Origin of the sequence: Paraburkholderia sp., assembly GCF_026225065.1 — a bacterium.
Lineage (GTDB): Bacteria > Pseudomonadota > Gammaproteobacteria > Burkholderiales > Burkholderiaceae > Paraburkholderia.
The window spans coordinates 1-13630 of sequence record NZ_JAMFSB010000285.1; the positions used below are offsets into that span (position 1 = coordinate 1).

Annotated in this window: 16 protein-coding genes; 11 read left to right on the forward strand and 5 right to left on the reverse strand. The window is 62.7% G+C overall.

The genetic code is table 11. The features are described 5' to 3' along the window. Together M0954_RS20215 and M0954_RS20220 are read left to right on the forward strand one after the other, a co-directional pair. On the forward strand, positions 1-710 hold a 710-nt coding region (locus M0954_RS20215; RefSeq protein ID WP_367279526.1), incomplete at its 5' end, for an MFS transporter. 207 nt (positions 711-917) lie between these two features. Then, entirely contained in the window at positions 918-1880 is a 963-nt protein-coding gene (locus M0954_RS20220; protein WP_122155378.1) for a LysR substrate-binding domain-containing protein, read from the forward strand. Positions 1881-1923: 43 nt separating this feature from the next. Here the strand turns inward: M0954_RS20220 and M0954_RS20225 are convergent, their stop codons facing one another. From M0954_RS20225 to M0954_RS20235, 3 genes are read right to left on the reverse strand one after another with little or no spacing between them, the layout of a single operon-like run. Further along, positions 1924-2304: a putative quinol monooxygenase gene (locus M0954_RS20225; RefSeq protein WP_297355127.1), complete on the reverse strand. Its 381-nt coding sequence runs from the start codon at positions 2302-2304 to the stop codon at positions 1924-1926. After that, complete coding sequence (locus M0954_RS20230) at positions 2301-3227, reverse strand: dioxygenase (RefSeq protein ID WP_208297130.1); 927 nt, start codon at positions 3225-3227, stop codon at positions 2301-2303. The genes M0954_RS20225 and M0954_RS20230 overlap by 4 nt, the downstream gene beginning before the upstream one ends. A gap of 58 nt (positions 3228-3285) precedes the next feature. Continuing rightward, complete coding sequence (locus tag M0954_RS20235; RefSeq protein ID WP_122151869.1) at positions 3286-3825, reverse strand: cupin domain-containing protein; 540 nt, start codon at positions 3823-3825, stop codon at positions 3286-3288. A 297-nt stretch (positions 3826-4122) separates the two neighbouring features. Here M0954_RS20235 and M0954_RS20240 point away from each other — a divergent pair, with 297 nt between their 5' ends. From M0954_RS20240 to M0954_RS20255, 4 genes are read left to right on the forward strand one after another with little or no spacing between them, the layout of a single operon-like run. Beyond that, the gene (locus M0954_RS20240; protein ID WP_297355129.1) at positions 4123-5058 is read left to right on the forward strand and encodes an NAD(P)-dependent oxidoreductase; all 936 of its coding nucleotides are present in this window, start codon (positions 4123-4125) and stop codon (positions 5056-5058) included. 12 nt (positions 5059-5070) lie between these two features. After that, positions 5071-6369: a sugar MFS transporter gene (locus M0954_RS20245; protein WP_122151871.1), complete on the forward strand. Its 1299-nt coding sequence runs from the start codon at positions 5071-5073 to the stop codon at positions 6367-6369. Positions 6370-6426: 57 nt separating this feature from the next. After that, a complete protein-coding gene (locus M0954_RS20250) occupies positions 6427-6798 on the forward strand; it encodes a YciI family protein (RefSeq protein ID WP_133892077.1) in 372 nt (123 codons plus the stop codon). Between the two features lie 55 nt (positions 6799-6853). Next, on the forward strand, positions 6854-7390 hold the full coding sequence (locus M0954_RS20255) for a VOC family protein (protein ID WP_297355131.1): 537 nt from the start codon (positions 6854-6856) through the stop codon (positions 7388-7390). A 121-nt stretch (positions 7391-7511) separates the two neighbouring features. Here the strand turns inward: M0954_RS20255 and M0954_RS20260 are convergent, their stop codons facing one another. Then, positions 7512-8114, reverse strand: a complete 603-nt coding sequence (locus M0954_RS20260) for an NADPH-dependent F420 reductase (protein ID WP_122151874.1) — start codon at positions 8112-8114, stop codon at positions 7512-7514. A 177-nt stretch (positions 8115-8291) separates the two neighbouring features. Between M0954_RS20260 and M0954_RS20265 the strand changes: the two genes are divergently transcribed. Further along, positions 8292-9221: a LysR family transcriptional regulator gene (locus M0954_RS20265; protein ID WP_297355132.1), complete on the forward strand. Its 930-nt coding sequence runs from the start codon at positions 8292-8294 to the stop codon at positions 9219-9221. A gap of 69 nt (positions 9222-9290) precedes the next feature. Here the strand turns inward: M0954_RS20265 and M0954_RS20270 are convergent, their stop codons facing one another. Next, the gene (locus M0954_RS20270; RefSeq protein ID WP_220795427.1) at positions 9291-10229 is read right to left on the reverse strand and encodes an AraC family transcriptional regulator; all 939 of its coding nucleotides are present in this window, start codon (positions 10227-10229) and stop codon (positions 9291-9293) included. Positions 10230-10366: 137 nt separating this feature from the next. Here M0954_RS20270 and M0954_RS20275 point away from each other — a divergent pair, with 137 nt between their 5' ends. From M0954_RS20275 to M0954_RS20290, 4 genes are all read left to right on the forward strand, one after another. Then, a complete protein-coding gene (locus M0954_RS20275) occupies positions 10367-11206 on the forward strand; it encodes an SDR family oxidoreductase (protein WP_297355134.1) in 840 nt (279 codons plus the stop codon). Positions 11207-11364: 158 nt separating this feature from the next. After that, positions 11365-11613, forward strand: coding sequence for a hypothetical protein (locus tag M0954_RS20280; protein ID WP_297355136.1), 249 nt, complete (start codon positions 11365-11367; stop codon positions 11611-11613). 115 nt (positions 11614-11728) lie between these two features. Beyond that, entirely contained in the window at positions 11729-12442 is a 714-nt protein-coding gene (locus M0954_RS20285; protein WP_297355138.1) for a hypothetical protein, read from the forward strand. A gap of 239 nt (positions 12443-12681) precedes the next feature. Continuing rightward, complete coding sequence (locus M0954_RS20290) at positions 12682-13506, forward strand: VOC family protein (protein ID WP_297355140.1); 825 nt, start codon at positions 12682-12684, stop codon at positions 13504-13506. The last annotated feature ends 124 nt before the right edge of the window (positions 13507-13630 follow it).

Genomic DNA, 13630 nt, shown 5'->3' on the forward strand with positions numbered 1-13630 from the left:
CCGCGGCACGCACGCCCATGCGCGAGCGGCTACGCGGTTTTGTCAGCGAGAACGGCGATGCTGTAGTGTGCGCGATGGGCGTGATGATCGCCGGCACGTCGCTGAATTATGTGTGGAATGCGTATCTGCCAACCTATGCGCAGGTTCAGTTGCATCTATCGCTCAGTTCGTCACTGCAGGGGATATTCGTCACGAGCATCGTGATGTGTGTTCTGTCACCGGTGTTCGGGATGCTGGCGGATCGTGTCGGCGCGTATCGGCTGTTCTTCTTCTTTATTGTGGGCTGGCTGATCTGCGTCTTTCCGTTGTTCTCGTATTTGCTGGCCAACCCCACCGAGAACCGTCTGATGATCGTACGGGTTGTCGGCATACTATTCCTGACGCTGCAAGGCGCCGCGCATCCAGGGATGCTGGTCAAGATCTTCACCGTACAGGGGCGCTCCACCGGTGTGGCGATTTCGTATAACACCTCGGTCATGCTGTTCGGCGGGCTGGCGCCGTTCTATATCTCACTGGTGGCCCGCTTCACGGATGCGCGCTTCATTCCGCCGAGCTACCTGTTCGGTACCGGGCTGCTGGCAATCCTGCTGGTGTTCCTCTCGCGCACGGGTCGGCGGGTGTTGCAGGCCGACCGGATGGAGCGCGGGCAGCGGCGTGCGGCACGCGAGACCGGCATGCAGCGGGCGGGCTCGAGCGATCGGGGGGTTTAGCTTGGGCCCAACAACGCGGCCCCGCTGACGCGCCCGGTTTCTCGTCGTCCGGCTACGGCCTTGCAAGCCTCGTCGTCGGTCGCGGCGGGAATAGATTTATGGCGTTCAACGGCATTTAGATGGCTTCTCGACTAAGATAGCGCCACCTTCCCCTATCGCATGCAGCCAACGAGAGCCGATCTGTCGCGCCCGGCCTCGAAAATCGTGATGGATCTACGTCAGTTGCGCTATTTCACCGTGCTCGCCGCCCATCAACATTTCGGGCGCGCCGCTGCCGTCCTGCATATTGCGCAGCCTGCGCTCAGCCGCCAGGTGCAGTTGCTCGAAGCCGAACTCGGCGTGAAGCTCGTCGAACGTCATTCGCGTGGCGCGTCGCTTACGCGCGAAGGGGAACTGCTGCTGGACCGTGCGACCTTTCTGCTGCGCTACGCGGACCAGATCCGCGTCGATATCATGGATCTGCAGGGCACGCCGCGCGGCACGGTTGCGCTCGGTCTGCCGCCCGCGTTCGCCGGGTTTTTCGTGCTACCGCTCACACGTGCGTTGCGCGACCAGTACCCGGAGGTGCGGCTGCGCGTCAACGAGAGTTTCTCGCCATCGCTGTCCGATGCACTCGAGCGCGGCACGCTGGATGTCGCGCTGCTCACCGGTCCGATCGCCGCGCCTGCGCAGATCCATGCGGAACTCTTGCTCACTGAAGGGCTGTGCGCGATCGGTCCCGCGAGCGACGCGCGGCTTGCGGTGCCGTCGCTGCAGATTCAGGCGCTCAGCGAGGTGCCGCTGATCCTTGCTGGCCTGCAAAAGTCCGGCGTGCGGCTCGCGGTCGAGCGCAGTGCCGCGAACGCGAACCTCGTGCTGAACGACGTGATGGAAGTCGAATCGGCCGATGTAGCCGCGCAGCTCGTCGCCGACGGCGCAGGGTGGACCGTGCACGTAGCATCCGCGGTTCGGCGCGAGATTCAGGCGGGGCTGCTGCGTGCGGTTCCGATCGACGGTCTGGTGCTGGAGCGTTTTCTCGCGCACGCGCGCCAGCGGCCACCTTCGAGCGCGACGATCGCGCTGATGAGCACGATCCGCGCGCTCGTAGCGACGATGATCGGCACCGGCGACTGGCCGATGGCGCAGGCGCACGAAACGACGGTCGAGCCAACGGGTACGCGTGACGAGTGAAGCGCGATGCGCGATCCGCGCACGCGGTCATGTCACCACATGGTCACGGAGTGCCGGCGTTGGCCGCCACGTCGAGCGGCACCATCATCGTCACGGCTGGGGCCGCTTGCAGCAACGGCATCACGGCGGCGCGATACACGCGGTAATGCTCGGTCTCGCGATGCGCAGCCACCGCTTGTTGGCTCGTGAAGATCTCGAACAGCCGGAACGTCGTGACGGGATCGGGAACCGCGTATAGATCGAAACGCAGGCATCCCGGCTCGCCGCGCGTGGGCGGCAGCACCGCCTGCAGCGCGCGCTGGACTTCGTATTCGTGACCAGGCTTCGGCACAAAGGTCGCGAAAATTATCACGGGAGCATCGCTCGCCGCATCCGGCGTCGAAGCGCGTCCTTCGTCTGCAGCGCCAATGAACGATGGCATCATGGCAGCGGACACATCGGCACGCGCATCGTGCCAGGTTCGAGTTTCAGGTTGAGGTCGAGCCTGAAGCTGTCGTCCGGCTGCCGCTCGAATCGATGCAGCAGCGAACCGACCGCGCCGAACACGACGTCGCGGTAGGCATTCGGATCGTCGGCGTCGAAGATCTGGGTCGCGAGCGTCTTGTAGCCTTCCGCCATCACGATGAAATGCAAATGCGCAGGCCGCATGATCGCGCGCTGCTGCGCGTCGAGCAGTTCGCCGCACGGACCGTCGACGGGCACCGCGTAGCCCGAGGGCCGCACGCTGTGAAACGAGAAGCGCCCGTCGTGGTCGGTCTGGAAACGGCCGCGCAGATTCATCTCCTCCTGATGCGGATCCTGATTCTCATAGAGACCGCCGGGCGAAGCCTGCCATGTTTCGACGCGTGCATTGGCGATCGGCTTGCCGTCGAGCGACAGGATCCGGCCATCGACGAACAGCGTCTCGCCGGGCGTGCCCTGCTCGGCGATATGGGCGCCATTCTCGCGCAGCGGTTGAGCGGCGCGCCAGAACGGGCCGATCAGAGCAGGCTCGGTGCCGCCCGCGGCCAGCGCCTGCTTCGCATCAATCAGACCAACGAGCGTGGCCAGCCCGAGAATGTCCGCGAGCAGAATACCCTCGTGTTTTTCAGGGCCGGTCGCCTTGCCGATTCGTACGAGGAAGTCGAGCCCGACTTCCAGTTCCTGGTAGCCGAGATCGACCTCGACGGCGAACGCATGCAGATGACGAAGCAGCGCGTCGAGAATCTGCCGCAGACGTGGATTCGTCGTGCGGCGGTTCGCGGCGAGCACCGCTTCGAGCAATGCCTCGGGCGTGGCGGGGAGCGCCTCGCGGGGCTCCGCCGGTGACGAGATCGCGGTGTCGGCCGCGTGTTCGGGTTCGTTCATTGGGTACTTCGCCTCCTGCATGGGTTCGCGCTCATAGGCTTCTCTTCTTGAGTCCGCGTTAGCGGTTGGCCAGTTGCGCTTCGTTCTTCAGATAGCCGGTTTCATCATATTGAAGGCCGGTGTTTTCGGCGGCCTTCAACACGTCGGGATGCCATTCGATCCGCCCCACTTCTTCATCCGTGCCGCCGACGACCGAGTAGATCACGAGATCATGGTCGTTCGGATTGCGAAAGCCGCGCATCACGCCGGTCGGCATCGAGATGCAGTCCCACTGGTTCAGCTCGATCTGATGCTCGCCGTGGTCGCCCCAGATCACGATCATCTTTCCATTGAGCGGAAAGAATACTTCTTCGGTCTTGTGGGAGTGCAGGTTCGCGCCTTGGCCGACCGGCACTTCGATCAACGTGACACCGAAGCGATGTGCGCCTTCGATGGCCGGCTGCACGCCTTTGTTTTCGAGCACGCCGCGGTTGATGATCTTGTACAGACGCTTCTCGAAGCCGGGCAGTCTGCTTTCGATAAAGGTCTCGCCGTACGGTTCGACCTTGCCCCAGCGCGCGATTCGCGTAGCTTCCATCTGCTCCGGTGTGATGTCCATGATCGGTGTTCTCCATAGAAGTGATTGAGCGTGGCCGGTGTGTGTTGCCGGCCGACAACCCCATCGTATTCAGCGTACGGCGCGAAATCCAACACCATTTTCTTAACGGCCCGATAACTTCCCGGCATCGGCGCAGGGCGTTCGACAAACGCAGGCGGCAGGCACCCGATAACAAACGGTTATCGGGTCGAGAAGCATTCGGTGTTGGACGCGAGGTGCACCGCCGCCTACGATCGGTTCAGAACGTCGGCGCTCGAACTCTTTGCTGGCGGGACTCATTCAAACCAGGAGACATTCATGGACGACACAGCTTACGCCTCCGTCGAACGCGATACGCGTTGCGCTGACGAGGACCTCTTCGATATCGGCTTCGTAGGCGTCGGCAAGATCGGCCTGCCGATGGCACAGCGCCTGCACCGGCACGGCCACCGTGTATCGGCATTCGACGCGAGCAGCGAACGCGCCTCGCTGGCGCGTGCGGCCGGTCTTCCTGTGCTGGGCACGCTGGATGCGGTTGCCGATGCGGCCTCGATTCTGATCACGTCGCTGCCGCACGATGCCGCTTTCGAAGCGGTGGCCTATGAGCTCGCCGCACGCGCGCATCCAGGGCAGCTGTATATCGACACCAGTACTGTGTCGACGAAGGCGTCGGCTCGCGTTGCTCATGCGTTCGAGGAAGCTGGCGTCGACTATCTGCGCGTGACCGTGTCGGGCAATGCGCGGATGGCCGAACAGGCGCAGTTGACCACGATCGCGTCGGGCCCGCAAAAGCCGTATCAACGCGTGCTGCCGTTGCTTCGCCTGCTGGGGCCGTCGCAGTTCTACGTCGGCGAGGCGGAACAGGCCCGCGTCATGAAGCTCGTGATCAATTCGATGGTGGCCAATACGGTCGGCATGCTCGGTGAAGCGCTCGCTATCGGCGAACAGGGTGGCCTCGACTGGCGCGACATGTGGCAGGTGCTCTGCGAAAGCGCGGTGGCCTCGCCGATCGTGAAAGCCAAGGCCCAACAGCTCGTCTCGCACGATTACTCGCCAACCTTCACGGTCGAGCAGATGCGCAAGGACGTCGGGCTGATTCTGGAAGCGGGCGCCGATTGCCACATGCCATTGCCAATCACGTCGGTCGTCGCGCAAGCGCTCGACCACGCTTCAGCATTCGGCTTCGGTAACGAGGACTACGCGGCGATGATCAAGCTATCGCTGCGGTCCGCGCGTCCGCAGCGCGACGCATAAGCGAGGTGCGAAATGCCCACATCCACTTCCTCGCCTATCGCGGCGTCCCCGGCCACGATCGCACGCAATGAAACGGTCCGCTACGGCATCGCGCTCACGCTGGTGATCAGTTTGTTCTTCGTGTGGGGCCTGACCTATGGTCTGCTCGACGTCCTGAACAAGCATTTCCAGCAGACGCTCGACGTCACGCGCATGCAGAGCGCGCTGCTGCAGACCTGCTATTTCGGCGCGTATTTCCTCGTGGCGATTCCTTCCGGCCTGTTCGTCAACCGCTATGGGTACAAGCGCGGCATCCTGCTTGGACTCGTGATCTTCGCGCTTGGTGCGCTGCTGTTCGCACCCGCGACGTCGCAGCATCGCTTCTATCCGTTCCTGATGGCTTTGTTCGTTCTCGCATGCGGTGCGGCCTGCCTCGAGAGTGCGGCGAATCCGTACGTGACCGTGCTGGGCCGGCCGGATGGCGGCGCGCGCCGGCTCAATCTCGCGCAGGCGTTCACTGGTTTCGGAGCCTTCGCGGGTCCGCTGATCGGCGGTCTGTTCTTCTTCCGGCACGGCGCACTGGAAGGCGTGAGTGCGGCGTCCAACGCGGCTTCGGTGAGAACGACCTATATCGTGATTGCGGCGCTCGTGCTGCTGCTGGCACTCGCGTTTTGGCGAATCGCGTTGCCCGAGCCGGGCAGAGAAACAGCGCTGCCGGTTGCGGGCGCCGAAGCAGCCTTGCCGCTGCGGCGTGAACGGCGCTTCGTGTTCAGCGTCATTGCGCAGTTTTTCTACTTCTCCGCGCAGGTCGGCATCGCGGCATTCTTCATCAACTTCGCGACCGAGCACTGGGCGGCGTTGCCGGTGAGCAAGGCGGCGTTCATGCTGTCGGGCGCGATGATCGCGTTCACAGGCGGGCGCTTTCTTTCCACCTTGCTGATGCAGCGGTTCGATCCGGCCGCAATGCTTGCGACGTACGCGGTCGCATCGCTCGTGCTGTGCATCACCGCTTGCGTGACCGATGGTCCGCTTGCGGTGGTCGCACTGATCGCCGTGTTCCTGTTCGAGTCGATCATGTTTCCGACCATCTTCGCCCTCGGCGTCGAAGGGCTCGGCATACGGACCGGGCGCGCCGGCTCGTTCCACGTGATGGCACTGTTCGGCGGCGCGCTCGCACCGTTGCTGATGGGCGCGATTGCGGACCGCTTCACGACTGGCGCGGCGTACTGGGTGCCAGTGGTCTGCTTCGCTATCGTGCTGGGCTTCGCGCTGTCGATTCGCGCCGCGGACCGTCGTGTGTTGGCGCAGAATTCGGCGCAGGCTTCCGAATGAACGCCACGCCTGAAAACAGGCTTCATTTTCATACAGTCAATATTGAAGGAATTCATCATGTCAGAGCTTCAGGCTGAAATTCAGCGTCTCGTCGAACCGAACCTGCGCAAGCGTCTTTACGTTGCGTTCAGCTATCCGGTGGCCTCTGTCGAGGAGACGATGCCGCACATCCCTGAGCACATCCACTACCTGCTCGAGCACGAAGACAAGGTGTTCCTGTCCGGACCGTTCGTGACAGAAGGCCATATCGTCGGCGAAGGGATGACGGTGCTGTATGCCGCGACGGAGAAAGAGGCTGCCGCGTTCATGGACAACGAGCCGTTCATCAAGCGCGGACTGCGCCGCTACGAGCTCAAGCTGTGGGAGCTGCGCGAGGGTACGCTGTCCATCAAAACGCGTCTTTCCGCGACACGGTTCGAACTCGACTGAACTCGCGGCTGCAATCGCAGCGCACAATTCTTCAGTCCAGACAAGGAAGGTACGCATGAATCAGCCACTGAAGCGAGCCCAGCCGCTCCCGTTAAATCACATTGGCATGACGGTGCCCGACATCGATCGGGCGATCGAATGGTATGGCGCGGTACTCGGATTCGGGCTCATTTTCCGGCGCACGCTCGAGCTCAATCCGGACGTGCCGGAAGTCGCGGAGATATTCGGCCCCGCGTTTCGCCGCGCTTTTCAGGCACACCTCCTGTCGGCCAACGGCGTGGGGCTCGAACTGTTCCAGTTCATCGAGCCGGCGGTGGACATGCCGCAGGACAACTTCCACTACCAGCGTGGCGGCGTGTTTCATCTGTGCGTGACGGACCCGGATCTGCCGGGCCTCGTCGAACGTGTGATCTCGCATGGTGGCCGGCAGCGTACGAAAATCTGGCAGTTCCTGCCAGATCGTCCGTACCATCTGGTGTATCTGGAAGACTGCTTCGGCAATGTGATCGAGGGTTTGTCGCATCACTATGCCGAGACGTTTTCCAATATGCCGGGATGGCATGCCGCCCCAGCGGGGCATGTGCGAAGCTAGCAGTCGAGCGGTAGACAGTCGCGTCGCGGCGACATGGCCGTCGACGAGATCCTGTTCCGGCCGGTCCATCAGGTTTCTTGAGAGGAGTGCGAAGGGCGCAGCATACCGCGCCCTTCACTGGCTACCCCAATTTGACTAGATTGTGTACCGGTAATGTGCCGCCTGGGATTTGAACCAGCTGGCCCCCGGCTTCGAGCGAACCCAGGTCGATGCCGAAGAAACCTAGCCGTTCGATCAGTCCGCTCACTGCCGCTTTCGCCTGTGCGTCGTCTCCCGCGAAGAACAGTACCCGGCGTCCGCCCTCGGCCTGCGGATCGTCGGAGATGAAGTGCGCCGGCAGATGATTGAACGCCTTCACGACGCGTGCGCCCGGCACGAGTTCCGCGAAGATTTTGCTCGACATCCGGCCATGCAGTTCGGCGGGTTCGAACAGCGGCGCCTCGATCGGGTTGTTCGCGTCGATCACGACGCGTCCACCGAAGTGCGGCAGCCCGGCCAGGGCGGTCGGCAGCTTCGACCAGTTGACTGCGACAAGAACGATGTCCTGCGCGGCCGCCTGTTCGCGCGTTCCCGGCGTGATCGTGGGACCGAGTTCGCGCGCGAGGTCTGCGAGTGAGGCCGGACCCCGGCTGTTCGCAATGATGGCTTCCAGACCTTTGCCCGCCAGCGCTTTCGCGAATGCGGACCCGATCGCGCCGGCTCCGATGATACCGATGGTGCTCATAACGATGCTCCTGGTGAAGAGTGATAAATCAGGTGGTAACGCCGCCGCTGCCGGCAAAGGGAAGGAGATGTGGGGCTCGCTCCCGGCGCTATGTGAGGGAATCTTGCCGCCTTTATTGCCCGATGATTAGCTAGGAATCGCTTGAATTATTTTCAATCAATGCTTTAAGATTCCTGTATGGAGACCCTCGCGAACCTCGAATCGTTTGTCCGCAGCGCCGAAACGGGCAGCTTCTCCGCGGCTGCACGGCGTCTTTCGCTGACACCCGCGGCGGTCAGCCGGAACGTTGCGTTGCTCGAACGCAATCTGGGCGTGCGCCTGTTCCAACGCTCGACGCGCAAGCTCACGCTGAGCGAGGCGGGTGAGCGCTTTCTCGTGGAAATCGGCGGCAATCTGGAGGCGCTGCAGGCAGCCATCGCGTCGGTCTCGAACGATCGCAGCGAGCCGGCGGGCGTGCTGAGGGTCAGCATGGCGCCGACGTTCGGCATCACGTACGTTATGCCGCTGCTGCCGGCGTTCCTCGCACGCTATCCAATGATTCGTCCAGATTGGCAGTTCGAGAACCGGCCGGTTGACCTGATCGAGGAGGGATACGACGCAGCATTGGGTGGCGGCTTCGATCTCGCACCGGGCGTCGTATCACGCCCGTTGGCACCTGCGCATCTCGTGGCGGTCGCGTCTCCGGCTTACATGGCCGGCCGCAAAACACCGGGCGATCCCCGCGATCTTGAGGACCTCGACGGCATCGTGATGCGCTCGGGCCGCACCGGCCGCGTGCGCCATCGGACGATGCGTGACACGGCGGGCAACGAGATGCCCGCGCGGCTTGGCGAGACCATCATGGTCAATGACCCGGCAGCGATGCGCGAGGCTGCGATTCTCGGACTGGGAGTGACGCTGCTGGCCGTTTCAGACGTGCTGGCCTCTATCGAACGGGGGGCACTCGTGCGCTTGCTACCGCGCTGGTACGCGGACGCCGGGGCGATCTCGATCTACTACGCGACGCGAGCGCTGCTCCCGGCGAAGACACGGGTTTTTGTCGATTTCATTGTCGAGGCGTTCGAGCGGGAGCGGTTAGCCGAGAGGTTTGCGGGAAGCATCAAATGAGTCGCGCCGGGTAGGTCGCTAGCTGACGGGAACGGCCCGGAAGCGGACGTCGCCGGTAACACCGTGAAGCTACGCCTCACGCCCACTCGCAACTTCCTTCACCCCCTGCACCCGAAAGTCCGTCGGTGAGCGTCCGACGACACGCCTGAAGGCATTGCTGAATGCGCTCTCGGAGCCATAGCCAAGCGAGCGCGCCAGCACATTGATGTGCGTCCGGCTCTCGAGGAGAGCGCGCTGTGCAAGGTGCATCCGCCATTTCGTCAGATACGAAAGCGGTGACATTCCGGCGACCGTCTTGAAGTAAGCGGCAAACGTCGCACGCGACATCGACGCGGCTCGTGCCAGCTCCTGAAGTTGCCACACGCGACCAGGGTCCCCATGCATCAGTTGGAGCACCGGCACGAGACGCTTGTCGCTCAGGACGCGCAGCCAGCCGGCAGGCTGGAATCCGCCTGCCTCGAAGTGCGCCCGCAGTATCTGGATGAACATCAGATGCGCGAGCTCATTCGATGCGACGTGCGCGCCGGGAAGCGCGTCTTGCCGCTCCCGGACGAGTTGATCGAGCAGCCAGCGAAGAGCCTGTGCCTGGCTCGATGTCCCGCGTACGTGAATCAGGGGCGGCAACGCGTCTAGCAGAAGCTGGCTGGACGCGATGTTCAGTTCGACCTTGCCGCCGATCATGAAAAACTCGTCGCCGTCTCCGTGATGAACCATGTTGCCGACACGCCCTTCGAGGACCTCGTCGAGATCGACGCGCTCCGCGTCCAGATCGCTGCCGAGGACATGTGAGCGCGGCTCGCAGAGCAGAAACACGTCGCCGCTTTCGATACGGATGGGAGCCGTGTCACCTTCAAACAGCATCCAGCAACTGCCCCGTGCCACGCCCCAGAACTTGACCGTGTTCGCTCGCGGGAAATTGATTGCCCAAGCGCCGCCGGCAACCAGTCCACCCGAAATGACGGACCGTGCGCCCATGAGGCTCAGAAAGTCGGAGAAGGGATCGATCATGATCGTCAGATTTTGACGCAAGAAATGCCGACTTTCAAGCATTCAAAATCTGATCTTCCGGTCCTAAGCTGCGTTGACTGCCTGGCCCGTTGCCAGACGGAACCTAACCCGATCAGATCGGAGAGGATCTCAACATCATGAAGCGCAGCTGGTTTATCACTGGAGTCAACAGCGGTTTCGGCCGTCAGATGACAGAGCAATTGCTTGCTCGAGGAGACCGCGTCGCCGGTACGGTACGTGATCTGGATTCGATGGCCGATCTCAAGGCTCACCATGGCGATGCGCTCTGGCTTGCCAGGCTCGATTTGACAGACACCCCCGCGATTCGCGAGGTCGTGGACCTGGCGTTCCGCGAACTTGGGCGCATCGACGTCGTGGTGAGCAACGCGGGATATGGGCTATTCGGGGCGGCCGAAGAAATGACCGACGAGCAGATCGCACACCAGATCGACACGAACCTGCTTGGCTCGATTCAAACCGTTCGCGCGGCGCTTCCTCATCTGCGACACCAGGGCGGTGGGCGGATTATCCAGCTGTCCACGATGGGTGGGCAGGCGGTGTTTCCCGGTGGATCGCTCTACCACGCGGGAAAATGGGGGATCGAGGGATTCATTGACGCAGTCGGGCTGGAGGTGGCCGTGTTCAACATTGGTTGCACGCTGGTCGAACCGGGCGGCGCGCGCACGAACTTTCGCTATCAGAGCGCCCAGCTTTCGCCGAAGCTCGAGGCCTACGATGTATCACCGGCGCGCATGGCGCATCGGACGATCGAGGATGGAACCAGTCAACCGATCGGCGATCCGGTGAAGATGGCCGAAATCATGATTGCCAGCGTCGATCAGGACCCTGCTCCCAGGCGTTTAGCGCTGGGGAGCGATGCGTATAACGTCATGCACAAGCAACTGAGCGACCGTCTCGCTGCGCTGGAAGCACAGAAAGAACTCGCGTTTTCGACCGACTTTCCGGCAGGCTCGTAGCATTGTCGCAAGGGGGGCTGGTCACCGCCCCTCACGACCGACAACCGGTGCGTGATGTCGCAAAGGCGCCGTACTGCTATTCATATACGAAAAAATTAGTTCGACTCGCTCGCATGATTGCGGACACTCGACAGATCGCAATCGATCTGCGGACAATCATGAAGGGATTCGGATATCACCCTCTTCGGACGCTCGACGAAGCCGATGGGCACGCCGCATTGCCTTCGGACTTGCGCCGCGTGTCCATTAAAAGCGGCGCTGCCGTGCTGCTGGTCGCCGCGATTCTCGCGTGTATCGAGCGGGAAATTTCAGGTTCCACGGATGGGCCACTGGTGTCCGTCTTCAGGACACATGTTGACAGCGGCCTGCATCACCTCGTGTCGACTCTGCTCAACCGCACTCCATGACCGGCTCGCTCAGCGTACTGCGGAAACGGCGCCTGCCGGCCGCCATACGCCCCGTCAGCGGCTCCGTTGCTGCCGGTGACAGGATGCGACACGCCCCCACTACGGAAGCCGTCTGATGGCTGCGGACGCCCAAGGCCTGCGGGTAACAGGATCGGACGAATCCGCGAAGGCGCTCGACCACGCCATCTCGGACTACTTCGGCTGGAAGGGAGATCCTGTTGGCCGCTTGCAGGACGCGGTGGATCAGGATCCCGACTTCGGTCTGGGCAGCAGCGCGATCGCTTCGCTGTTTTTGCTGGGCGGATTTCGCGCCGACCATCCGCGCGTCGCCACAGCTCTCAGCGCGGCCGAACATGCCAGTGCCGGCGCCGGTGCCGGTGCAACCTCCCGCGAGACCCGCCATCTCGCTGCCGCTAAGGCGCTGGCCGCGGGCGGACTCACCCACGCGGTGAATATCTGGGAAACGATCCTCGTCGATCATCCGACCGATGCGCTGGCCATGCGCTTCGCTCACGATGCTTACTTCTGCCTCGGTCAGTCGCTCAGCATCCGCGATTCCATTGCACGAGTCCTGCCGCATTGGGACCCGCAAGGCGAAAACTACGGCTACGTACTGGGTCAATATGCGTTCGGCCTCGAGGAAGCGAGTGAACTGCGGCGCGCGGAAGCGTTCGCCCACGCCGCCATTGCGCGTAACGCCGAAGACGGCTGGCCAATTCATGCGGCGTCGTCTGATCGATGGCGTGCTCGCCTTTGCCGAAGGCGAATACGCTCGCGCCATCGAACTCATCCTGCCGGTGCGCTACTATGCGCCGCGCATCGGCGGTAGCCACGCCCAACGGGATCTGATTACGCAAACACTGATTGCCGCCGCCGAACGCGCCGGACAACTCAGCCTGACCCGCGCGCTGCTTGCCGAGCGTCTTGCGGTGAGGCCGACCGAGCGCACCCGACAGCACTACGAGCGAGTCGGCGGGGCCGGAAACTTTTCGCCGAACACGAATTGACTGGCGGACGCTTTTCGCCGAGACTTTTCGCCACGTTGGCACACCTCACTTCCCTGACGCGATGACTCTCTCCCTTGACCACGTTGTAATTCGTGTGCGCGACCTCGAGCAGACCATCGCCGATTACAGCGCACTGGGTTTTACCGTTCAACGCGGCGGCACGCACGCCGACGGCAAAACGCACAATGCGCTGATCGGTTTCGAGGACGGCAGCTACTTCGAGTTGATTGCGTTTCTGTGCGACGCGCCCGAGCATCGCTGGTGGGATGAGGGCAATCGGGCCGGCGACGGACTCGTCGATTTTGCGCTGCTGCCGGAATCGGTGCAGACCGTCGTCGATGGTGCGCGACAGCGCGGGCTTAGCTATGAAGGACCCATCGACGGTGGACGGGTGCGACCCGACGGCGAACGCCTCGTGTGGCAACTGGGCAAACCGGCGACGCCCGATCTGCCGTTTCTTTGCGGGGACATCACGCCTCGGTATTTGCGCGTGGCCGAAGGCGAAGTGCGCAACCATCCCAACGGCGCGCGCGGCATATCGGCCCTCAAGATCGCCGTTCGCGATCTCGACACCAGCGTCGGCCGGTATCGCGCACTGCTGGGCGAGCCGCTTCAGATACAGCGGTCGGCATTCCCCGATCACGGCGTTTCGTTCGCAAGCTTTTCGATCGGCGCCACAACGCTTACGCTACTGGCGCCCTCGGGCGGTACGAACGGAGCGGCGCTGGCAGCTCAGGTCGAGAGCCGTCTGGCATTGCGTGGTGAAGGCGTGTTCGGGATCGTGTTGCATGGCGCGGAGAACGCGTCCCCGCATCTGCTGCCGCTCGATCTGACGCATAGTGTCGATCTCGAACTGCTGTCCGCGAGCAACGCCGAGTTGGCATGAGGCTGGACGTGGCCGGCGTTTAAGCTTTAAGCGGGCGGTGTTAGAAGACACCTTTGTACTTCACGCGTGATGCCGGATGCCAATCCTTATCCGCCAACCCGTTGTAATTGGCTGATACTTTTTC

Excerpts from the sequence above, each read along its gene's own strand:
- M0954_RS20260 (WP_122151874.1), bottom strand. The coding sequence starts at position 8,114 with ATGAGCACCATCGGTATCATCGGAGCCGGCGCGATCGGGTCCGCATTC.
- M0954_RS20220 (WP_122155378.1), top strand. The coding sequence starts at position 918 with ATGGATCTACGTCAGTTGCGCTATTTCACCGTGCTCGCCGCCCATCAA.
- M0954_RS20240 (WP_297355129.1), top strand. The coding sequence starts at position 4,123 with ATGGACGACACAGCTTACGCCTCCGTCGAACGCGATACGCGTTGCGCT.
- M0954_RS20245 (WP_122151871.1), top strand. The coding sequence starts at position 5,071 with ATGCCCACATCCACTTCCTCGCCTATCGCGGCGTCCCCGGCCACGATC.
- M0954_RS20270 (WP_220795427.1), bottom strand. The coding sequence starts at position 10,229 with ATGATCGATCCCTTCTCCGACTTTCTGAGCCTCATGGGCGCACGGTCC.
- M0954_RS20255 (WP_297355131.1), top strand. The coding sequence starts at position 6,854 with ATGAATCAGCCACTGAAGCGAGCCCAGCCGCTCCCGTTAAATCACATT.
- M0954_RS20230 (WP_208297130.1), bottom strand. The coding sequence starts at position 3,227 with ATGAACGAACCCGAACACGCGGCCGACACCGCGATCTCGTCACCGGCG.
- M0954_RS20275 (WP_297355134.1), top strand. The coding sequence starts at position 10,367 with ATGAAGCGCAGCTGGTTTATCACTGGAGTCAACAGCGGTTTCGGCCGT.
- M0954_RS20250 (WP_133892077.1), top strand. The coding sequence starts at position 6,427 with ATGTCAGAGCTTCAGGCTGAAATTCAGCGTCTCGTCGAACCGAACCTG.
- M0954_RS20225 (WP_297355127.1), bottom strand. The coding sequence starts at position 2,304 with ATGATGCCATCGTTCATTGGCGCTGCAGACGAAGGACGCGCTTCGACG.
- M0954_RS20290 (WP_297355140.1), top strand. The coding sequence starts at position 12,682 with ATGACTCTCTCCCTTGACCACGTTGTAATTCGTGTGCGCGACCTCGAG.
- M0954_RS20235 (WP_122151869.1), bottom strand. The coding sequence starts at position 3,825 with ATGGACATCACACCGGAGCAGATGGAAGCTACGCGAATCGCGCGCTGG.
- M0954_RS20265 (WP_297355132.1), top strand. The coding sequence starts at position 8,292 with ATGGAGACCCTCGCGAACCTCGAATCGTTTGTCCGCAGCGCCGAAACG.
- M0954_RS20280 (WP_297355136.1), top strand. The coding sequence starts at position 11,365 with ATGAAGGGATTCGGATATCACCCTCTTCGGACGCTCGACGAAGCCGAT.
- M0954_RS20285 (WP_297355138.1), top strand. The coding sequence starts at position 11,729 with ATGGCTGCGGACGCCCAAGGCCTGCGGGTAACAGGATCGGACGAATCC.